This is a genomic window from Roseivivax halodurans JCM 10272 (assembly GCF_000521785.1).
GTDB classification, from domain to species: domain Bacteria; phylum Pseudomonadota; class Alphaproteobacteria; order Rhodobacterales; family Rhodobacteraceae; genus Roseivivax; species Roseivivax halodurans.
Map to the genome: position 1 here is coordinate 1 of NZ_JALZ01000024.1, position 21,679 is coordinate 21,679.

The 21,679-nt window shown below is 63.7% G+C and carries 16 protein-coding genes and 2 pseudogenes; 10 read left to right on the forward strand and 8 right to left on the reverse strand.

Annotated elements, in window-relative coordinates:
- Nucleotides 1–272, forward strand: a pseudogene (locus tag OCH239_RS23135) (IS110 family transposase); the annotation flags it as partial.
- 95 nt (nt 273–367) lie between these two features.
- Here OCH239_RS23135 and OCH239_RS21760 read toward each other — a convergent pair.
- From OCH239_RS21760 to OCH239_RS16240, 5 genes are all read right to left on the reverse strand, one after another.
- On the reverse strand, nt 368–1,642 hold the full coding sequence (locus OCH239_RS21760; RefSeq protein WP_084782545.1) for a helix-turn-helix domain-containing protein: 1,275 nt from the start codon (nt 1,640–1,642) through the stop codon (nt 368–370).
- 326 nt (nt 1,643–1,968) lie between these two features.
- Nucleotides 1,969–2,937 (reverse strand): plasmid partitioning protein RepB, encoded by a 969-nt coding sequence (gene repB, locus OCH239_RS21765; RefSeq protein WP_162150008.1) that lies wholly within the window; start codon nt 2,935–2,937, stop codon nt 1,969–1,971.
- Entirely contained in the window at nt 2,934–4,118 is a 1,185-nt protein-coding gene (repA, locus tag OCH239_RS16230; protein WP_037264913.1) for a plasmid partitioning protein RepA, read from the reverse strand. Before repA ends, repB begins: the two co-directional genes overlap by 4 nt.
- 1,268 nt (nt 4,119–5,386) lie before the next feature.
- The gene (locus OCH239_RS16235) at nt 5,387–6,415 is read right to left on the reverse strand and encodes a ParB/RepB/Spo0J family partition protein (protein ID WP_037264915.1); all 1,029 of its coding nucleotides are present in this window, start codon (nt 6,413–6,415) and stop codon (nt 5,387–5,389) included.
- A 103-nt stretch (nt 6,416–6,518) separates the two neighbouring features.
- Nucleotides 6,519–7,910 carry an AAA family ATPase gene (locus OCH239_RS16240; RefSeq protein WP_037264917.1) on the reverse strand — a complete coding sequence of 464 codons (1,392 nt, stop codon included), beginning with the start codon at nt 7,908–7,910 and terminating at the stop codon, nt 6,519–6,521.
- Nucleotides 7,911–8,502: 592 nt separating this feature from the next.
- Between OCH239_RS16240 and OCH239_RS16245 the strand changes: the two genes are divergently transcribed.
- The 9 genes and pseudogenes from OCH239_RS16245 (at nt 8,503) to OCH239_RS16285 (ending at nt 18,377) form a co-directional block, all read left to right on the forward strand.
- Entirely contained in the window at nt 8,503–9,402 is a 900-nt protein-coding gene (locus OCH239_RS16245; RefSeq protein ID WP_425280292.1) for a replication initiator protein A, read from the forward strand.
- 463 nt (nt 9,403–9,865) lie between these two features.
- On the forward strand, nt 9,866–10,141 hold the full coding sequence (locus OCH239_RS16250; RefSeq protein WP_037264923.1) for a hypothetical protein: 276 nt from the start codon (nt 9,866–9,868) through the stop codon (nt 10,139–10,141).
- Complete coding sequence (locus OCH239_RS16255) at nt 10,141–10,500, forward strand: hypothetical protein (RefSeq protein WP_037264926.1); 360 nt, start codon at nt 10,141–10,143, stop codon at nt 10,498–10,500. Before OCH239_RS16250 ends, OCH239_RS16255 begins: the two co-directional genes overlap by 1 nt.
- A gap of 362 nt (nt 10,501–10,862) precedes the next feature.
- Entirely contained in the window at nt 10,863–11,201 is a 339-nt protein-coding gene (locus tag OCH239_RS16260; RefSeq protein WP_037264928.1) for a DUF736 domain-containing protein, read from the forward strand.
- 65 nt (nt 11,202–11,266) lie between these two features.
- Nucleotides 11,267–11,626, forward strand: a pseudogene (locus OCH239_RS16265) (DUF2958 domain-containing protein).
- Between the two features lie 299 nt (nt 11,627–11,925).
- Nucleotides 11,926–12,480 carry a helix-turn-helix domain-containing protein gene (locus OCH239_RS16270; protein WP_157577908.1) on the forward strand — a complete coding sequence of 185 codons (555 nt, stop codon included), beginning with the start codon at nt 11,926–11,928 and terminating at the stop codon, nt 12,478–12,480.
- A complete protein-coding gene (locus OCH239_RS16275) occupies nt 12,473–14,359 on the forward strand; it encodes a relaxase/mobilization nuclease domain-containing protein (protein WP_037264933.1) in 1,887 nt (628 codons plus the stop codon). The genes OCH239_RS16270 and OCH239_RS16275 overlap by 8 nt, the downstream gene beginning before the upstream one ends.
- A complete protein-coding gene (locus OCH239_RS16280) occupies nt 14,359–16,266 on the forward strand; it encodes a type IV secretory system conjugative DNA transfer family protein (RefSeq protein ID WP_037264936.1) in 1,908 nt (635 codons plus the stop codon). The genes OCH239_RS16275 and OCH239_RS16280 overlap by 1 nt, the downstream gene beginning before the upstream one ends.
- A gap of 509 nt (nt 16,267–16,775) precedes the next feature.
- On the forward strand, nt 16,776–18,377 hold the full coding sequence (locus OCH239_RS16285; RefSeq protein WP_037264939.1) for a peroxidase family protein: 1,602 nt from the start codon (nt 16,776–16,778) through the stop codon (nt 18,375–18,377).
- A 147-nt stretch (nt 18,378–18,524) separates the two neighbouring features.
- Here OCH239_RS16285 and OCH239_RS16290 read toward each other — a convergent pair whose 3' ends face one another.
- From OCH239_RS16290 to OCH239_RS16300, 3 genes are read right to left on the reverse strand one after another with little or no spacing between them, the layout of a single operon-like run.
- Nucleotides 18,525–19,523: an ATPase, T2SS/T4P/T4SS family gene (locus tag OCH239_RS16290; protein WP_037264942.1), complete on the reverse strand. Its 999-nt coding sequence runs from the start codon at nt 19,521–19,523 to the stop codon at nt 18,525–18,527.
- The gene (locus OCH239_RS16295) at nt 19,523–20,947 is read right to left on the reverse strand and encodes a TraB/TrbI/VirB10 family type IV secretion system protein (RefSeq protein WP_037264944.1); all 1,425 of its coding nucleotides are present in this window, start codon (nt 20,945–20,947) and stop codon (nt 19,523–19,525) included. Before OCH239_RS16295 ends, OCH239_RS16290 begins: the two co-directional genes overlap by 1 nt.
- A 3-nt stretch (nt 20,948–20,950) precedes the next feature.
- The gene (locus OCH239_RS16300; protein WP_037264947.1) at nt 20,951–21,676 is read right to left on the reverse strand and encodes a TrbG/VirB9 family P-type conjugative transfer protein; all 726 of its coding nucleotides are present in this window, start codon (nt 21,674–21,676) and stop codon (nt 20,951–20,953) included.
- Nucleotides 21,677–21,679: the final 3 nt, after the last annotated feature.

Consider the following 21,679-nt stretch of genomic DNA (forward strand, 5'->3'; position numbering starts at 1 on the left):
CCACTCAAGCGGGGCAGGATCAGGTGGTTCCACAGGGCAGGTCCAATGCGTCGAAGCTGGTGGCGCTCGTCGAAGACCCGGCCAGCAAGCTGCCCGCCGATGCTGTTCCCATCCTTAAGGTCCTCGCCGCGACCCTTGCGCAGCTGAACGAGGAGATCGCCGGGCTTGATGCGGAGATCTCGCGCCGAGCCAAGGAAAACGATGTGGCACGACGCCTTATGACTGTGCCGGGGATCGGGCCGCTGATCGCCACGGCGATGGCGGTCCTCGCTCGGTGCCAATGGATCTACCTATGGTTGTTTTTCTGTATTGTTTTCAGGGGTGCTTAACTCCGTTCCTATGTCTCGATGCGGTGGTTTGATCGGTGTCATGTCGGTCGGACCCTCCCTCCAGCAATTACTTCGCCAATTTGGAAGCGCTGAACCATTTTTGAAAGGTAAGCGCGGGGCTGGTTGATCTGGTGAATGCGTCCGGCGAGATAATCTAAGCTCACAACCATGCCCGACATTCCCAAAACTGGAAGTGCCCTCTCCACTTGGTCCAGTCCAAGTCCCAGAAATCTTGAAAATTCTCTGATGACCCCAACCAGCTCATGAAGCGACCTGGGTGGAACGGGGTACATCGCGTTGAGCTCCATGCACTCATGCCAAACTTCGATGGCACCCGGTTTTAAATCGCGGGGTGTAGAATAAGATTCTTTTGGATGAGACTCTGATTGCCGGTCGATCTGTCCGGCATCGGCGGGTGTTCTGTCCGGCAGAGAGGAGTTCCCAACTCGGCTTGGTGTCGGTTCGGCGTCCAACTCGGAGAGAGATGTCGGGGCGTCTGTTTTTGTCGTCGTCATCTCCCTTGCCCCATCTTCGGCCACGTGGACTATAGCGGGACTTTTTTGGTACATACCAACTTTCACGCTGTCTGTAACAGCCGTGCTTGTTTGCAGAGGGTCTGTGGCCCCTGCCCCGGTTGTCTCGAGCTCTGTCGTCATCCGCTTAATCTGCACTTCGAGTGCTGACAGTTCCTCGATGGTCGCCGTCTTCCGGCGAGTGATCGCCCTGGCGCGCTGAGCGAACTCGATTAGGACGTCCGGTGCTGACCCCAAACGCTTTTCCAGCCGCCGCCGAAGTTCCGCGATCCGGCTGCTGATCCGCGTCGCGAGCGCTGTCCGGCGCCGGGTCTTCTCCTGGACTTGAGCTTGCCAGCGTCGGAGTTCGGCGGCTCGCATAAAGAGTGGTCTGAGGTCGATGCCGTATGCGTCGACGACTTCATCGTTCGCGTTGCGTTGCGGGAAACGTCGACCGTTCGCGGAGAGGCGTCTCTGGATCAGACCAACTTCTTCCAACCGGGCTTCCCCTCGACGGAAACGTCTTTCGTCCATGCCGTTGGCACGGTCCAATAGACCAGCTACCTCTGCGTAGCTCATCAAGAGATCGCGCGCACTGACCGGGCCTTTCGGAAGCACTGCTAGGTGGGCGCCGAGTACAGCAATTTCACGGTCGCCGATGCCCAAGTCTCTGCGGAGGTCCCGCACGAGCGCCAGCAACTCCCAGCGATCAACGGCATGAAAGTGTCCTGCTCGCGGTCGTGGCGCAAGCGGATCCTGTTGGCCTGCCGTGTTGGCAGCGCCCAAAGTCGTGTCAGTCATGTCTCATTCAGGAAGACAAAAAGATACCCCGCTCCGAAAAAGCATTTCGGAGTTGAAGTGTCCGTCGCGAGGGGGTATCCAGAACGTGCTAATGATCCTGGAAGCCCGGTAGTCCACGCGACGCCGGGTTTTCTTTTTTGTCTGGCTCCTGCTCCTTTCTGCTCGATGGTGTCTCTTGGTTGGTGGCCGGTTGGTCCCGGCTCTGAGTTGGTACGGACCAATTGTTTGTTTTCAGACGGTTACATTTTCGCCCACTGACCAAGGCACCTGTTTGTCTAATGCTCTTGGTTCGCGTTGGTCCGGACCAATTCCATGAAATCAGTCGGTTAGCTCTTGGCCTCCTTCCACTGATCGTACATGTCGGGGAGGCGGTCTCGCACGAAGTCGAGGAATTCCGCTTCTTCTTTTGCAGCTGCCTTCACGACGAGGCCGTTGCCGGAGCGGGTCGCCGTGATCTTGCCTGCAACCGATTCCGCGGTGGGTTTCTTTGCCGGGGCATCGGAACGGCCAGCGCTCCCTACCGCGGTCGTCAGAGCATTTACGCGGCGGCCCACCGGCAAATCGCGATCGACGAGCTGTATGATCTCCTGCCCATCGAGCTTCGATTGCGCAATTGCTTTCTGAAGGCCCTCGAAGGGCCGCCGACCGTCTTTGACCGGTCCGAGTGCTTGGACCAGACCATCAGGAAGCGTCTCCATCAGGGACTTCATACGACTGATCTCGGGCGCATCCTTACCAAGCACGCGCTCGATGTCGCGTCCGTCGTAGCCAGCTTGCCGTAGCTGGTGCGCAAAGCTCGCGCGCTCGATATAAGACGTCTCGAGCCGTTCGGCGTTCTCGACACCCTGAAGCAGCACCGCTTCGGCTTCGTCCATGTCTGCGATGATCGCCAAGACAGGTCGGCCGAGTTCACGACACGCCGCCAGTCGGCGCCGGCCGTATACGACCTCATAGGGCAGGGGGCCCGATGTCTTGGTACGTACCAATATCGGCAACCGCTGCCCGTCTTGCTTGATGCTGTCGACCAGACCGGCGAGGTCGTCTCTGACGTCAATCCGGTCAGAGAAGCGGCTATCGGACACTTGGTCCGTACCAATTTCGCGCGGCGCCTGCTTCTTGAGTCGCTCAAGCTCTGCCATCCGTGACGACAGATCCTTGTCGAAGACTTCCAGCGACTTCGTGAAATGCGGCTTCTTCGATGCGGGCGTCTCTTCAGAGGAGGGGGCTTCTTGGTTGTGAGAGTCCGCCGTCAGGGCATCCTCCAACCCGGCCAGCCGGCTACGTCTCTTTTTCATGTCCGCCCCCATGCTTGCTGGATCAGCCCGTGAATTTCGTCGGTCACCGCGGTTGCGGCGGCCACGATCCTTGCCCGGGTTTTCCACTGTGCCTTGCCAGGTACGACTTCCCAGACCGTCTTCTGTTCAAGGCCGGCGCTGCTGATTTCCGAAGATTTCAGGAATTCAGACGCCAGAACGTGATCGCCGAAGCGGCTGCGCAGATAGTCTGCGACATCGAGGTGTGCTGAGATCGACGTGTCGAAGCGAGAAAGCTGGAATCTCATGAAATCGATCTTCTCGTCGACGCCGTGCCTTTTGAGGACGCCCATGAAGTCGCCGGCCATGCGCAGGAACTGGGCGAGGGAGGCCACATCGACGCGATCCGGAATGACCGGGAGAATGAGACCAGTCGCCGAAGTCAGTGCTGCCAATGTGGTGAAGCCAAGGCTCGGCGGGCAGTCGATCAGGACGACATCGTATTGATCCTCGACTTCAGCGATCGCGGCCGACAAGCGCGTGTGGAAGGGAGGCTGCATATTCGCGAGCGCGCGTGGCGCTTCGTGTTCGAACTCGGCAAGATCGATCCCGCCCGCGATGTAGTCGAGATGGGGAAAGTAGCTCTTGTTGATGACGTCCCTTGTGGGCAACCTGTCTTCGTCACCATCGGGGTAGCGGATGGTGTCGTAGAGCGTGCCACCGTCAGCAAAATCGAGAGAGGGTTGCTTGCCGAAATATGTTGTCAAGCTGGCCTGGGGGTCGGCGTCGATAACGAGGACTCGGTAGCCGCGGAGGGCAAGGCGTTGTGCCGTGTGGATGCAGCTGGTGGACTTCGAGCTGCCACCTTTGAATGTAGAGAATACGAGGACCTGGAGATGGTCATCGGGTCCTCGTCGGCCAGGCTGGAAGCGAGCAGGGTCCCTGGCTTCGGAGGCGAGCATCTGCCGGATGGACCAGATGTCCTCGGCCGTAAATACTCGACGATTCCCCGGGCCCAACGGCGCCGTGATCTTGCCTTCGGCCAGCAGTTTTCGGACGTAACCAAAGGTTACCTCGAGGAGTTCGGCCGCTTCTTGTCCACTGAAAGTGCGCAGCTCTTTCTCACCCGAGGGCGCGAAAAACCTCTGCTGCATGGCCGCGAGTCCACGGGAAAGCACGTCCGCGCACTCATTGATCTCGTCAGTAAGACTTGCTCTCTCCAACTGCTCCGCCTCGTGCTACTCAACAGGGCCGTTTGGTGTTTTCGGTAGCGTGACGTGCGGCCCTCACTTGTTTCCACGCTACTAGAGTGATGCACGAGTTTGTGAGTCCATTCAAGATCTCCGTTAAACGCCTGATCATATTTCTGAATCTAGGTTTCTGGTGGGGCTAACGAACAAAAACCTCAAGATATGGGGTCACTCGGCGCCAATGGATTCGACTCATATGTGCTGCTCTCAACCCACAAACTAACTGGCGATTTTCGTAGGGCAGGGGCTCACTTAATGGCTGTTCGAGTGCCGAGCTAAGCCAGTTAGTGGAGAAGTATGCAGGCGAATTTGCCATCTGGCTCGACAACATCGTCTTCCGAGATATCGAGGTCCGCGAAATTGTCCGGTGCCGTTGACCGGGTGTTGTCGGCAGCGGACTCCTTTCTGCAACGCGACCGCCGAATTCAGGATGCTGATGTGGGTGTCCAGATTGGTATCGGGCGCGACGGCGACATCGATCGTGTTCAGTAGCTCGAGGAACGGGCGCTCATGGTAGGCCGCGTAAAGGTGCCTTGGGATGATAGCAGTGCCCGAAATGATCGTCGTACCCAGTGGCTTTGAGTTCCTGTTCCCGGTCTCCGAGAATGGGTAGGATATCGATGGCCGTCCTGAACTTACTCCCGGCAGTCTCTACGCGGCGCTCGTCGCGGTGCGCCTTTGATCCCGGGGCAGGGTAGGAGAATTGCTTTGCGCGTTCGCGCTCGAGCTGGTCCTGAACGACAGCGTGCTCGGCTTGGAGGTGGCCGATTTCCACCTTTTCTTTGGCTGCGAGTATGGTGTGGCGGACGTCCTGATGTGAGTCTTGCTCAACTTCCCTGAATCCCCGGGGCACAGAAGATTGCCTGCGGTGCAGAGTATAGGGCGCCATCGATCAGGTCGGGGCGAAGTTGTCCGACCATTTTCTTGAACTGTATCGGCTCGATGGGCACATCGAATTCCGAGCATAAAATTTGCGCAGTTTATCAGTCACCATCTCGTAGTCGTAGACACTTCCTTGGTTCTGTCCCTTAGTGAATCCCGCAGACGAGGACAGGGAGCACCGTGCCCGTGCATTCTGGATACCTTCGGGAAGCTGGACCCGCGTTTCAGCGATTGCGGCTTCGGTCTCGTCGGGGGGCGGTCACATCATCAACGCCGCTCCGCAGGCTTTGCGCTCAATCTTCAAGTGCTGGAGCCTGATGAGAGAGGCACATGTTTCGCGCGCGAAACATGTGCCTCTCTCACCCTGTCTTTTTCAGCCAGTTCATCAGGCTTTCGCGCAGCTCCGAGGTCATCGCCGGCCCGGAGAGGGTGATCCCGCCGGAGCTCTCGGTCTGATACCAGAGGCCTGGGCGGAGCTCCGTACCTTTGCCCGCCGGTGCAGCCACGCGGGAGGATTGCGCGGCCTTGCGGGCAGGCTTGGTGTTTTTGCCCGGTAGAAGGGCGCTTGAGATCAGACCCTGTTCCGCCTCTGCTGACCCTACCCCAGCGGTCTCCAGCTGGGACCGCAAGCCCGGACCAAATTCGGGATCCGCATCCATCGCCTTGGCGAGCGCCAGACCCTGCCGCTCACCGATGGTCTCGGGAAAACGCAGCGCCCCGTCGAGCGCCTCGACCAAAGCAAGGAAACTGCCGATCTTCGAGCGCTTGGCCCGCGACGCGGCGTGGAAGAGTGCGCGCAGCGCGTCGCGTTTCGTCTCGAACACACCCTGCTCTACCGCTCTGGCCACCACACGGGCGCGCTCGTAATAGCTCAACCCGACCCGGATCTCATTTTCCTCGACCATGGCCAGATACGCGTCCGAGGCTTCGCAGGGACGGCGCAGAAGTGCCAGGACCCGGGCGAAGCGGTCTTCCCCGGTTTCGGCATGAAGCTCCGAGAGTGCCCGGCAGCGGCGCCAGCCCGAGATCAGCCCATAGCGCGGGGTTCCATCCGTGCCCTGCTCCAGCTCGGCGACTTCGACCGGCGCCTGCTGCCCGCGTGCGCGCAGGCTGTCCTTCAGGACCTGCATCTCGCCCTCGTCGACCGCGATCCGGTCGCGCACCAGATAGCCGGTCTCGATCTCGTCCAGCGACAAGGTCAGGACCATGCGACCCTCTTCCCGCGCGGTGGCAAGCGTCTCCGCCATCTCCTCAAGCGCCGCGGCCGAGGAGGCGTCGCGCGCCACGTCAGCGATCGGCGCCGGCCGGGCGAAGAGGCTCTTGGCCTCCGCCCCCGCGGGTTCGAGAAAGTCGGGATTGGCGGGGGTCAGGCGTTTGCGCTTGGCCATAGACAGCTCCTTCCGGTGGATCCCTCGGGCGCGACCATTCCCACAAAAGGCGCCCTATCCAGAAACGCGCTGTGTTTCGCGCGCGAAACACATTGCGCTACTTTCATTCCGCCGCCTCGCGGGCTTCGAGCTCGTCGCGTCGCCAGGCCCCGACCAGGAGCTGCTTGAACGCGGCGTAGGTGGCATCGAATGTCTCACGGCCCCGGACATAGGTCTCGCGGTTGAAGTCGCGGTAATCGGCCTCGTAGATGCCCTGCACCTGTTCGCCGGCCTGTCCGATCAGCGCGGTGTAGCCCTGCCGATGGGGCGAGAGAGTCTGGCCGAGATAGGTCTGCATGAGACTGGCAAGTTCCGCCTGCTGTGCCGCGTCGAAACGTGTGATCACCGCGCGCACAGCGTCCCACTGGAATGACAAAGCCTCGCGGCCGAGCGCCCGGGCCGCCATGCCCTCGGATTCCTCAATCGAGCCGAAAGTCGCGTGCAGCATGTCGAAGAAGCGGCCTGTGGAGTCGAATTCAAGAAACGATGCGCCGAGCGGCACAAGCAGCAGATCAGAAGCGGCCAGGCCGTTGATGGTCAGGTAACCGAGGGCAGGGGGGGTATCGAGGAAGACCACGTCGTATTCGTCTAGAAGTCCCCCCGCCTCGAGCATGTCGGTGAGTGCATCCCAGAGTTTCCAGCCGCGGCTCTGCATCCGCCAGACCGGGATCTGGAACTCGGCCCAATAGAGGTTCAGCTGCGCGCCGATGAGGTCGATATTTGGCCAGTGGGTTTTCTGGACGAGCGCTTTGGGATCGGTTTCCGCGGCTTCGGCGAGGGTCTCGTCAAGCGGGATCGGTGCCTCACCCCGGTCCATGCGCCGCTGGTTCTCCCCCCTGAGATGCTCGGCGTAATGCCGGGCGATGAGCGGGAAGACCGTCTGCCATTCGTCGGCCACCCGACCCCCGAAGATCGAGGTCATCGAGCCCTGACTGTCGAGGTCGATCACCAGAACCCGGTAGCCGTCGAGCGCCGCCGACATCGCCAGATGCGCCGCGGTCGAGGTCTTGCCAACACCCCCCTTGAAGTTCGCGACCGCGGCAATCTTGGCGGGGAGCTCCTTCGGTCGGTAGGGTAGGTACTCCTTGGCCTTCGAGCCTTGGGTGCCAAAATGCCCGCGCAGCCGCAGCACCTCCTCGAGGGTGAACCACTTGGCGCCGCCCTCTGTCTCGGAGCGGCCCTGTGGCAAGTCGGGGTTTTCCTTCAGCACCCTGCGGAAATGCCCGACCGCGACGGGGATCAAATAGCGGGTGATCTCCCAGGTCGAGAACATCCGCAAGGAGCGCTTACCATCGGCCTCGAGCCCGCGGGACGATAGATCCGCACGACCCTTGGCGCAGGCCTCGGCGGTGATGCCGAAGGTCCGTGTTCCAGCGGGACCGCCAAGGGCCGCCGCGGCACTATCGGGGTCGATGTTGAAGTAAGGGGGCAATCCACCCCTGGTGTCACCCTTCATCCTGCTCAGCCTCTCCGCATCTGAATGTGCGCGCTTTTTCTCAGGGTACAGCAAAACGGCTTACATGGAAGTAGAATCGCTACATCAGGCGATTTTTTCAGCATTTTCGGGGGATATGAGGCCGGAAAACCGGGGGCAGGGGAGCGCTTCGGCGATTTTCTGCAGTTAGATTTTGTTAGTTAAATCGTTACAGGATTGGAGCGTACCGCAAAAAGCCCTTTATTTTATGGCCAAATCGGGCGCGCTTGGAAGACCATGTGAATCTGAACCCCCGTTCATGCGACTCCGAACCCACGCCTCTGCGACTCCGATCCGACGATGGGCCGCTTTACGGAGCCGGCCGGCACTTCTAGGCTGGGTGTCACTGAAACCCCGAAAGTGAAAAATCGCATCAAAACGGGGATACGAGGCGGGCCCGAGCAGGCCCCGAGACGCGAGGGATGCGCATGAGGACGGGGAGTGATCTCCCTGGCCCGTTTCCGTGAGCGGTACGGGTGACGGGGCAGGCGGGTTGGCGCCGCAGGGCCACCCGGCGGGGGTTTTCTTTGTCGCGGACATCTTCGATGCCGCGCCCAAAAATGATCTCGGCAGTATGGAGCATCCGCTCTTCTCGCTGTCGACCCGGCCCGACCGGCGGGTCTTGAGCTATTCCCATAACGGAGCGAGCGTGGAGGTGATCCCGTCAGTGAAGGGACGGGCGACGATGCATGACAAGGACGTGCTAATCTATTGCGTCTCGCAGCTGATGGGGGCGATCAATGCCGGGCGCGAGGTCAGCCGAACATTGCGGCTGCGGGCCCATGACCTTCTCGTCGCCACCAATCGCGAAACCTCGGGTGATGCCTACAAGCGCCTCAAGGAGGCGTTCGAGCGTCTGGCTGGCACCCGCATCATCACCAACCTCACCACCGGCGGTGAGGAGACGACCCGAGGCTTTGGCCTGATCGAATCCTGGGAGATCGTGCGCAAGACTCGCGGCGGGCGCATGGTCTCGGTTTCCGTGACCCTGTCTGAATGGCTCTACCGGGCAGTCCTGGCGAAATCGGTGCTGACTCTCAGCCGCGACTATTTCCACCTGCGCAAGCCGCTCGAGCGACGCGTTTACGAACTGGCTCGCAAGCATTGCGGTCGCCAGCCCGAATGGCGCATCTCGGTCGCCACTCTGCACAAGAAGGCGGGCAGCGTGGCGCCGCTGCGGGTGTTTCGCGCCAGCCTGCGCCGGATGATCACCGAGAACCACCTGCCGGATTATGCGCTGGCCGAGGCGGAGGGTGACCTTCTGGTGGTGACCCGGCGCCGCCCCCGCAAGAGTCCGGCGGCCCCCGTCCTTACCCCCGAGGCGTTGGCGAAAGCCCGAGCGCTCGTTCCCGGCGCGGATGCCTACGCGCTCGAGGCCGAGTGGCGCAGCTGGTGGGAGGATACCGGGCGCCCCCGTCTCGGCAATGCGAATGCCGCCTTCCTCGGCTGGGTCCGCCGCCGCGCAAAACCCTAGACGTTTCGCGCGCGAAACATTTCGCACCAGGCCAGGCAGCGGTGACCCACGCGACCATCGGCGGATCATCGTCTATGAGGTGACGAGGCTGCATCGGGTGAATCGATCCGCCCCCTTGGCTTGCGCTCGCGCGCCAGAATAGGTCGCGATGTGGCAGAGCGGTGTTGTCGGGGTCTCTGGCACACGCCGCCGCCAAACTGGCGCGAAGACGGGGCAGGGGAGACGTGGTGCGCTTAGCGGTCGCAACGGCCCCATGAAGCTGGAACACATTCTTCGCCAGATCGAGCCCGACCGTGGTAATCTTCGACATGACCGCTCCCTCCCGTGGATCATCGCTGACCCACCTTGGCACACCAGATGCCGTCGGGGGGCGGTCACACCATCAGTCCCAGTGAGCCCTACGCGGACTTGTTCGTGCGTTGCATACACGGTACTCTATTGGAGCACCGCTGGAGAGATCAGGATGTCCGTTCAGAAACAGTCTGTGAGCTTCACCGAAGCGGCCTATGCCTTCGCCAAGGAGCTAGTAGAGACCGGCGAGTATCCGAATGTCAGCGCGGCCGTCTCTGGAGAGCTGGTCAAGGCCAAGGCTGAACGCGACCGCGAGCGGTCGCTTCTCGAGGTGGAGCTCGAGCGGCGGCTCGCGCTGCCGCTCGACCAATGGGAGCCGGTCGGTGAGGCGGGCACCGTGACCGACGGTGCCCGCGCGCATCTGGCGGCGGTCAGACAGAAATCCTGATGCGGATCATCCGCCACCCGTTTGTCGAACGGGACCTGATCGGCATGGTTGACCATGTCATCGACGTCACCCAAGGCGATGTCGCAGCCGCGGAGCGACGCCTCGACGAGGTGGATGCGCTGATCGCATCAATCCTGGAAAACCCGCGGTCCGGTATTCGCCTCGGCGGCGCGCTTTCGGGCTGGCTGGTGCGTCATGGCGGAGCGGGTCACCGGCTGACGATCGTGTTTCGCCCGGACGTGCAGAACGGCACGATCTACCTAGCGCTCATCGCGTTCGGCGGCCGGGACTGGATCCGGCTGGTGGCATTGCGGCGCGGGTTCGTCGAGGAACCTGACGGACAAGATCGCGGTCACTGATCGCCGCGCGCAAATGATGATCTCATCGCGACGACGGCTGCCTGGCCTTTTCCGATCCCAAGCGCAGATCAGTCTCCCACGCCTCTGGCGCCCCACGCTCCTTCGGCGGACCTCTCCGGGGCTGATCTGACCGGGAGCGGCTGGCGCCTCGCCCGCCGGGGCGCAACGGCGGGGATGGACTTTCTTCCCCTGGCGGCCTGGGTCGAGACCGGGCCCGCCATTCCTCGCGAGACAAGAAAGACCATCCCCGCCGTCCTCTGCTGCGCTCCGGGCCCGAAGGGCTGCGCCGGCGGGTCGTCCCGGTCCTGTCGATCACCATCGAGGCCGCGATGGGCGCGGGCTCGCAGCAGAGGAGATACGACATGACCACCATCGGCACCTTCCGGAAGTCCGGCAGCGATTACGTCGGCGAGATCGTCACCCTGAGCCTGCAGGCGAAGAACGTCCGCATCGTCCGCGAGACCAGCACGCCGCACGAGACCGCCCCTTCGCACCGGGTCTTTGTCGGCCGCGCCGAGATCGGCGCCGCCTGGGCCCGGCATTCGGCGGAGGGACGCGACTACCTCAGCCTCAAACTCGACGATCCGAGCTTCACCGCCGCCATCTACGCCAACCTCTTCGACGACATCGTCCTCGAGGGCGGTGAGGAGAGCTTCAGCCTGGTCTGGTCGCGGCCGAATGGCCGCCGCAGCGCGGAGTGAGCTCTTGCCCCGGGGCGGCCCTGCCGCCCCGGTCCCGTTCCCCCCTTCGAGACGGGAGCAGAGACATGGACCTTCTGACCGATACGATCCTTGCGCGGCTCGCGACAAACGGCCGCGAGACCCGCGACCGGCAGCGCAGAGGCGCCGAGGAGATCGACCACCTGCCGGTGGTCAAGCTCTTCACCCCGGATGCAGGCGCGACCTAGCTGCTGTCCGAGACCGACCCTGACGATCCCGACCTTGCCTTCGGGCTCTGCGATCTCGGGCTCGGCTGTCCGGAATTCGGCCGGGTGCGCCTGAGCGAGATCCGCGCCTTGCGCGGGCGCCTGGACCTGCCGGTGGAATGCGATCTTGACTTCGCACCCGACGCGCCGCTCGGCCTCTATGTCAACCGCGCGCGCAAGGCCGGGGCCATCCTGGCCTGAGCGTCCCTCTGCCATCGATCGCGGGGTCCCGCGCTGATCCTCTGTTCGCTGCGGGGCAGGGGCCTCGTCGCCAAGGACTCCCTCCGATCTCTCGCATGTTTTCCCCCCGTGGCGGGTGCGCCCGGCATCGGCGAAGATCCGCGTCAGTATGATCTGCGCAATATGACAAATTGTGCGTAGTGACGTTGTGCGGTATATCGGAAGGGGAAGAGAAGGGGACGGTGGCAGGATATGCCAAATGTCTGCGCCTTTTGTCCGAGGGGTCCGAGATGCCGACGGGACGCGGAAGACGCCTGACCTTGGAGGAGCGCATCACCCTCGCGCGGCGCTACCATGCGGGTGAGACCCCGAAGGTCCTGGCCGCAGCCTATGGCGTCTCGCGGCGGCACGTGACCCGGCTCGCCCGGGAGGAGCGGGGTGAGGGGCAGGGGGTGCGCGATCCCTCGGTGGCGGTGAGCTTCCGGGCGTCCCGGTCGGAGATGGCGCTCTTCGACGCGGAGTGGCGCGCCCGCGGCTTTGCCTCGCGGAGCCAGGCGCTGCAGGCGCTGGTGCGGGCGCGCTGCGGTCTGCTCGACGCCGCCCGGGACGATCTGCGGTGCTTCGGGGAGACGCTGGCCCGCGCCCAGGTGCTGGCGGAGGCGGGGCGGCGCCTTGCAAAGGAGGCGGCGCGCGGGCGCCTGGTGCTGCAGCAGGGGGACCGGAAGGTGCTCGCGGCGCTGCTCGATCTTGCGGAGGAAACGAAGCGACGGCTGCAGGAGATGCAGGCGGCGGCCCGGGCGCGGCGCGGGCAGGGCTGGCGGGCAGGGGAGACAGCAGCCCGGGCGCCGGACGGGCAGGGCGGGTCCCATGACTGAACCGCTCGCGCTCTACGCGGCCGTGATGGGACGGCTCTGGGAGGACGAGCGTCTCCGCGGGCAGCGGCAGGCCCGGATCGAGGCCCGGCTCGCGGGGCGCCGGCAGGGGGGCGGGACCGGAAGCCGGGGCTCGGCGCGCGACATGCTCAAGGCGGCCAGCCGCGAGAGCCGCGCGGCCATCTTCAAGCGGATCCGGTCCGGAGGCTGCAAGACCCGGGTGAGCCTGTCGCACCAGCTTGCCTATGTCAGCGACAAGGCGGTCTACACCTATTCGACGATGACCAATCCGCTGCGCACGGGGGCAAGCCTCAGCACAGCGCAGAAGGCGGAGATCGTCGCGGCCTGGGCCGAGACCTGGCGGGGCACAACAAAGCTCGGCTTCACCTCCCACATGCTGCTGTCGTTCCCCAAAGAGGTGAGCGTTGCCCAGGCGCGGGAGATCGCGCTCGACTGGGGGGAGCATTTCTTCGAGAGCGGCGCGTATGGTGACCGCTGGGATTACGTGCTCGCGGTGCATGACGACCGGGCGCACAAACATGCGCATATCGTGCTCAACAATCGCGGCACCGAGGCCGGGACCTGGTTCTCCTGCTGGGCCGAGGGTGTGATGTCGCCGCAGCTGATGCGCGAGAAACAGGCCGAGATCGCGGAACGCCACGGGGTGATGCTCGAGGCCACGCGGCGGCTCGAGCGGGGGATCTTCACCCGGGCGGCCGGGATCGAGGAGATCTACCGCGCCAAGGCGGAGGCCCGGTTGCCGCGCGAGATCGCGCTGAGCCCCGAGGAAAAGGCGATTGCCCAGGCGCAGGTCGCGGGCTTTGCCGAAGGCTACCGCGCGCTCGCCGACGTGCTGCAGGTCATGGACAAGCGCCCTTTGGCACAGGCGATGCGGCGCGTGGCGGCCAGTCTCGGGACCGGCACAGTCTATCAGCTCGACGAGGGGGAGATCGACATGGAGACGATCCGCACGGTCGGCGATGCCATTGCGCAGGCCGAGAAGACAATCGAGGCGCTCCGGCTCAAGGCCGAGGAGCTGGGGCCGGACATGCGGCCCGGCTTCGAGATCCGGGCTGCGCCGGTGATCCGGGATCTGTCGAAGATGGTGCCCGATCCCGAGCTGCGGGCCCGGTTCGCGCGCGATCTGACCGAGCCCTATCCGCCGGGATCGGGGGTGGCGCGGTTCGCGGCAGCCTATGCCGGGAGTGATCCGGTGCTCGACCGGCTCAAGGCCCATATGGAGAAGGTTGGTCTCGACGGGGCCGAGATGGCCGCCCGGATCGCGGCGGGCGGCACGACACATTACGGGCTCGCCCAGGATTGGGTGACCCGGGACATGGAGGCAATCCTCGCCCGGGACGGCCTCACGCTGGCGCGGGCCAGCGAGGCGCAGCAGGCGGCGGCGCTGGAGACGGTCGACCAGGTCATGGAGGGGCTGCTCGCGCGGGCGCGCGCGCTTGGTCTTGGCGGGGAGGGCGCAGCATCGGATCTCGCCGATCGCGAGGGCCGCGACCCTCGCAGCCCCCTGCAGGGGCTGGCGGACCTGCTCCGCGCCGGGCCCCTTGGCGCTCCTCAGGCGGAGAGGGTCACGCGAGAGCTGCGGGGAGAACTTGCCCGGACGCTCGGCGAAGACGAGCTCGGCGCGCTGCGGCGCGGCCAGTACGAGGTCCTGGCGGAGGCGCTGCCGGACCCGCTCGACCGGATCATCGTCACCCAGAGCTTCCTTGAGATGACCTCCGCGGAGACCGGCTCGCGCGTCTTCAGCGAGCGCGCCTCGGCGCTGCAGCAGGACAAGGCCGAGGCGCTGGCAAGGCAGACCCGTCTCGAGATGCATCGGGGCCGGGAGAGCGCCCGCGATGCCGGCGAGGAGTTCGGCCTCTGATGCGCCCGGCCCTGCCGACCTGGGCCGCGGTCTCCGCGGGCCTGCTCTGCGGCGGCGTGATCGGCACCATCGTCGCAAGCTTCTACCTCGCGCTTGCGCTGCGAACCCCACCGGCCGAGTTCGACATGCTGGTGCTCTGGAGGGCGGGCGGCGAGACACGCGCCGCGCATCACGACGCCTTCCAGGTGGGGTTCGGGGCTGTCGGTTTCGGGGCGGCCGGGCTCGCGCTCATGGCCTTCATCTGGGTCCGGCAGGGCCGGAGCGATGTCTACGGTGCCGCCCATTGGCAGACAAAGACCGAATTGAAACGAAACGGCATGCTCGAGGCCCCGGGCCGCGGCTTTGTCTGCGGCAAGCTCGGCCGACCAAAATCGAAGGCTCCCTATATCTCCGCCAGCTATATCCCGCATGTGATGATGGTCGCTCCAACCCGCGCGGGGAAGGGGGTCGGTTTTGTGATCCCCAACCTTCTTTCCTTCGCCGGCTCGACCGTGGTGCTCGACGTCAAAGGCGAGAATTTCGAGAAGACCGCGCGTCTCCGCGCGCTGAACGGCGACGAGGTCTTTCGCTTCAGCCCTTTCGACTGGGCGAACAGCACACATCGCTACAACCCGCTTGCGCGGATCGCGGCGGCTCCGAGTTTCGCGCAGCAATTCACCGAGGTCTCGATCCTGGCCGATCTCTTCCTCGACAAAGACAACAAGACCCTCGACACCTTCTCCGAAGCCGGCAAGTCGATCTTCGTGGCGGCCTGCCTGCTCGCGATCCAGCGGAAACGAGCGACCCTCGGAGAGGTCAACCGGATCGTCACAGGGGGCGATTACAAGAACGCGCAATACAGCGCCTATGCCGAAGAAGCGCTCGAGCCGACCGTACGTGCGCTCTGGATCAATGCCGCCAGCGCCTCGTCGCGGCTCCTGACCTCGAACATCCAGGCGCTGATGACCGCCGGCCTCAAGCAATGGGACAACCCGGCGGTGCGCTCGGCGACGCAAGCGAGCGATTTCGACTTCGCCGCGTTCCGGACCAAACCCCATTCGCTTTATATCGTCGTCTCCGAGGATCACATCACAACGCTCGCGCCGCTTCTCAGGCTCATGTTTGCCGACCTCATCGCCAGCCTGCGCCTGCGGGAGCCGGGGCCGGACGAGCCCTGGCCGGTGATGATGATGATCGACGAGTTCCAGCAGATGGGCGCGATGCCCTATCTCGAGCGTGCGATCCACTCCCTCGCCGCCTATGGCGGGCGTGTGGCGATGATCGCGCAATCGCTCGCGTCGCTCGATCGGATCTACGGGCCCGAGGGACGCGAAAGCCTCGAGAACGGGGCAGGGCTCAAGCTCTACATCACGCCGCGGGACCAGCGCACCGTGCGCGAGGTCTCGGCCGCGGTCGGAAGCACCACGCGCGAGGCGGTCACACATGTCTATGGCCGCAACAAGGGAATCCTGGGCGCAACCTCGTCCTCCTCGCGCCTGGAGGAACGTCCTCTCCTTTCGGAGACGGAAGCCCGGACCATGGATCCTGACGATGTGATCATTCTCGCCTCCCCCCAGCATCCGATCCTGGCAAAGCGGATCAAATATTTCGAGGATCCGCTGTTCACCACTCTCGCAGACCGGCAAGCGGGGCGGGAGCATCCGTATCCGCCACAGGTGGCGGGAGCGGGTCCCTGGACCGAAGAGCCGGATCGCGAGGACCGGTCAGATTGGTCGGAGACCGATCAGGCAAGTGCCGCACGGATCCGGCACCGCCAGTCCCGCGTGATGCAGGTGCGGCCCCATGACGAGAGTGGAGATGCTCTCCGCCCCGAGGATATGAGATTGGCAGATCCGGTACCGGCAGCCTGGGACCAGATGTTCCGGGAGCAGGGCGATTTCATCGATGAATTGTTGGGGGAGAGGTGAGGGCGTCATGCCGACCGCTACACCCCGGCGCCTCACATCACCGGCGACGGAGAGCCGATCATGGCTTTCCATCGCCGGCACGACAAATGTGCACTCCGATCGGAAGACCCGGCGAATAACTCAAGCGCGCCAGATCCTCTCCAGGGAGCGGAAAGCACCTGGCTTGCCGGGCCTTCACCGTTCGCCTTCAGCGCCGGTTTCGCAGCGGTCGCCATAGGCGGGACGCCCCCCGCGTCTCGAGCAAAGACACTCGCGCCGATACCGGGGTCAGAACCCCACCCGGCATGTAGCAAGAGCAAAACCCGGTCACCTGATAGGGCGGCCAACGAGGGCCAAAACTTACCGGTGCCACTCCGCCCCGCTAGCTTGAACCGACGCGAGGCGCTGCCACCAATGATTGTGCGAATCCAAAATTAAGAGCATACTTTGTGCGCGCTGAATGTGTTTTCCGCATTTATGTTTTCGTTTCATCAAATTCAAAATTTCTCATGCGTTATTAGGAGCACGGCATGACCGATATTGAAGTCAAGCACGGTCAAGGCACTCGCGAAATGAGCAAAACATCCCTGCGGGCTCTCGCGGGGCATGGTGATCCGGGAAAATTCGGCCGGATGTTCCCCGATCTCGATCCACTCGTCGTCGACGATGGCAAGCTGCTGGAGCTTGCCAAGGCCATGAAAGACAGCAATCCGATGGGAGGGGATGGCGACAACGACGCCATTCCAGCGGGCTTCACCTATCTGGGGCAGTTCGTTGACCACGACATCACGCTCGACCTGACCCCATTGTCGGAGCAAAGCGCAGATCCGCTCGCCACTCGGAATTTCCGCACCCCCGCACTCGACCTCGACAACGTCTACGGCATGGGCCCGCAGCTTGCGCCCTATCAGTATGACCGCGATGCAAAGGGCAAACAGACCGGCAAGCTGCTGATCGGAAAGACCGAGGTTTCGGGTGGGCCCGGCGGAAACATCGCGGCCGGAGATCACGATCTGCCCCGCAGCCGGTTCGGGCGCGCCATCATCGGTGACGAGCGGAACGACGAGAACCTCCTCGTCAGCCAGACGCACCTCGCCTTTCTGAAGTTTCACAACCGCATCGTCGACCTTCTGAAAGACGATCATCCGGATTGGGGCGCGGCAGAACTCTACCGGGAGGCCCGCCGGATCGCGACATGGCATTATCAATGGATCGTGCTTTACGACTTTGCCGAGCGGCTGACCGAGCCCGGTCTGATCAACAAGATCCGGCATGACGGTCGCAAGTTCTATCGCTTCAAGACGACCCCCTACATCCCGGTGGAATTCGGCGCCGCGGCGTACCGGCTCGGTCATTCGATGGTCCGCGAGGAATACAACCACAACGCCGTCTTCAGCGGGCAGCCAGGAAGCTTCGGACCCGGGACACTTCCTCTCCTGTTCCACTTCACGGGCAAATCGGGAGCGATCCTCGGAGACCGTGCCGCAGATGCCGATCCCGCCGACTTCCCAAACGGGCCGGGGGTGTTCGAAGGACTGCCGTCGAACTGGGTCATCGACTGGAGGCGGTTCTACGACTTCAGCACATCTCCGGACGAGCCGGGCTTCTCGCTGAACCTCTCCAGAAAGCTCGACGCCTTCGTCGTGCCAGCCCTTCACACGCTGCCGGGAGAAAACCAAGCGGCAAACGAGCACGTCCTTCCGTTCCGCAACCTTGCCCGCGGCGTGCGCCTCGAGCTCCCCTCGGGGCAGGCGGTGGCCGCGGAGATGGCAAAGCAGGTTCAGATCGATCAGATCACCACCGACGAGCTGACGAGCGGGCCAGACGGGGCAGCTCTCAAGGATGTCGGCCTGCAGAACCACACGCCGCTCTGGTACTACATCCTGAAAGAGGCGCAGGTGAAGCACGACGGCAAGCGCCTCGGGCCGGTCGGCACGATGATCATCGCGGAAACCTTTCTGGGCCTGGTTCACGGGGACAAGTCGTCGTTCATGTGGCAGCGCACTGATTGGAAGCCACATCTTCCCGCCGCCAAAGCCGGCCACTTCACGATGGTCGACATGCTGAACTTCGTCGGGGAGCTCGACCCGATAGGGGAAGCGGCCGCGGCAGAGCAAGAACCGGCCGAATGAAACCCCGGTCCGGGCAGGGCTGATCCCTTGCCCGGACGCGCCACAGCGGCGTGATCCTCTTTTGCCCTGTTGAGGCTGCAGTCTTCTCTGCGGGATCCCCCGGAGGTGCATGTCTCCGCGCGCGCAGATCCATTCTGAGCCCGGCGCCTATTCGAAACTTCCGTCGATCTCACGGACAACCAGCAGCTCTGTCACGCCGCGCCGCCCGCCAGCCCGCCCGAGCTGCACGATCATGTCGACGGATTTTCGGATGTAGGTCCGGACTTCGGCGAAGGAGAGCGGGGTGCCCGCCTGCAGCACCATGATGGCCAGCCGGTCTATGGCCAGTTCAGCCGTCTCTGCGTGAATGGTCGTGACCGATCCGCCATGGCCCGTGTTGATGGCCTCGAGATAGGCCAGGGCCTCGGGTCCCCGGACTTCGCCGAGGACGATCCGGTCGGGTCGCATGCGAAGCGACGCTTGCAGGAGTGCGCTCGCCGAGCGCTGCGATTGTGCCATGCGCTCGGCAAGAAGACACACGGTATTGGGCTGCGGGGGAAACAGCTCAAAGGCGTCTTCGATCGTGATCAGCCGGTCCTGCGCCGGAACGTGTTTCAGAAGGTGCCGGGCAAAGGTCGTCTTTCCGGACGATGTTCCTCCGCTGATCAGCAGGGTCAGGCGCTCCTCGACCAACAGCGCCAGCGCTGCATCGAGATCCGTCCTGGCAAGAGAGGCAATCTTCACGAGGATCTCGCGTCGGCGCTCATCGAGAGACACCGGCTTGCCGAACAGGTAGCGGGGCCTGTAGCGCGCCAGCATCTCCACCCCGAACAACCGGACCGAGATTGCCGCACCACATTCGACAGCGGGGGGCACAACAACCTGCACCCGGAGCGGGCGGCCGCGATACTCGATCTTGCCCGAGACAAGGGGCACTCGTTCCGACACCCGGGCCCTGGCATCCCCAACAAGCGTGTTTGCAAGATTGGTTGCGGTGGCCGGGTCCAGTTTTTGGCCGGTCTTTTCCATCACCGCCGCGCCTTGCCGTTCGATCCAGACACAGCCATCGGGGTTGATCGCAAATTCGACGATATCGTCACGCGTGATCAGGTCGCGGAAGGGATCAAGGTAGCGCTCGAGATAAGATGAGGGTAGCGACGCCTCCATCAGAAGATGACGATGTCCCGATCGACCAGCACGGTGACCATCGCGCCCTGGTCGACATAGATGGTCGGTGAGATCGAGACCTGGTCGGCGATGACAGAACCCGTGGCCTCCTCCAGGCCGGATCCGATCTCCGCGAGCACATCGCCGGTGATCTCGTCCTCCGCCGAGTTGGCGGCCACGGCGGGAGCCGCACCGATGATCGAGATCAGCGCTGCGCCGCCAAAGCGTTCGTCGAACTTGGTGTCGACGAGACCGGTTAGACCCGAGCGGCCGAGCGGATCACCCCCCACAGCCGCAATCTCCATGGAAATACCCTCCGGTGTCAGAATACGGGTCCAGAGCACCAGGATGCGCTTTTGGTTCACGTCGATGCCGGAACGGTACTGACCGAAAAGCCGCGCCCCCTTCGGGACAAGGACCCTATCACCCGCAAATCCGTAGACCGGCTCGGCCACAACCGCGACAACGTTGCCGGGCAAGTCGCTGTTGATTGCGGTCTGCAGGGCTGCCTGGATCACGGTTCCCTGCGCGAGGGTGCGTTCGGGGGTCTCCATGCGCGTGGCCTCGTCGATCTCCAAGGCTCGCGCACCGCGCCGAAGATAGGCTTCATCCGCCTCAAGCGGCAAGCTCGGGGAGGCGCGTGCGCCCTCCGCGCCAGACGCCACGTCCGCGCTCCCGGTACTGCTGCCTGCCGAATAGACCACCGCCGGGGACCGGATCTGTGCGGAGAGAAGCTCCGTTGCCTGGCGCTCCGCTTCGAGCCTTTGTTCCTCGGCTTCCTGTCGCCTGCGTTCCTCGAGGAGCTCTAGATCGCGGATCAGCGCATCGTCGGCGCGTTCGGCTTCCAGGGCCTCCCGCTGCGCGCGTTCCGCCTCCAGCATGGCCTCGAGCGAATTCAGCCGGGTTTCGTTCTCGCGCTCAAGCCGCGAAATCCGCTCGTCGCGCTCCGCCACCGCGGCCTCGAGAGATCGGGTCTGATCCCCGAATGCCGCCCGAAGCTCACCGACCGCGGATTGAATCTGAGCGTTCCGTTCGGCCTGAGAGGCGGCCAGCGCGTCCCGCAACCGCTGGAGCTCGGCGAGGATTTCCGCGCTCGGCACCGCAGGCTCCGGCGCGGCAGGCGGAGGAACAAGAGCGTCCTCGATGGCGATCAGGGCGTCTTCGATGCGCCCCCCGGCCTCTTCCTCGGGGAATTCGAGTCCCCCACCGGTTTCCGGCCGATCGTCCTGGAAGGGCTCGACATCGGAGGTGCGGAGTGCGTCGCGAGCCTCCTGCCAGTCCACAGCCAGGACATATGCAATACCAGCACCGCCAAGCCCGAGCATCAGCGCCAGCAGGGTGATGTTTATCCCGCGACCGGGCCGACGCTGTCTCGAGGCCGAAAAGGTCTCGAGACGTTTCTGGAGATCTGGATCCTCCGCCATCGCTCAGTTGCTCATGTAGATCAGGGAGCTGTCGCGGTAGATGCAGAGCGCCTCTTCGCCGAGCCGAAGCGTCCAATAGGCATTGACCCCCGGGACCCGGACCACATTGCCCTCCTGGGTCCAGTTGACCGTCCGCTCGCGGCCGCCCGCATCGGCCTTGAAGATCGCCGGCTGGCGGCCGGTCTCGGAAAACGTGAAATAGGTGAACCGGCCATCGTCGTAGACCGAGACGGGCCGGAAATCTCCCTCACCTGCGATCTTGTAGGCATGGCGTCTCGGTGCATCAAAACCTTTGGGCTGGCTCGCGGCGCGACGCGCAGATTGCCGGTCTTCGGGGTAGCGGAACCGGACTTCGAAGAACATTCCAGTCGGACCCGGGATCGCCCCTTCCCGAAGGTGGAAGGAATAGGTCCGCCGATTGGTGATCACCGTCATGTTGGTCGCGGCGTTCTCGATATGCGGCTTTATCGTCAGTACGTTGCCGAGCTCTGGGATTGGATCGACCTGAAAGCTCTCGGTGTCGCCGACAATCACCGCCGCAAAGCGCTCGCCCCGTCCGAATTGGATCGTCGTCGAATGACGCAGATCTGTCTCAATGCCGAAGACCTGCTCTTCGTCATAGGCCGCGTAGCGGATGCGAATGTCCCTCGGGCCACCCTGGGGGATCGCTTCGGCAAGGATCATCGCCGGCATGAGTGCCAGAGGGATCGCGAGAAGAGACGGGCGCATCGC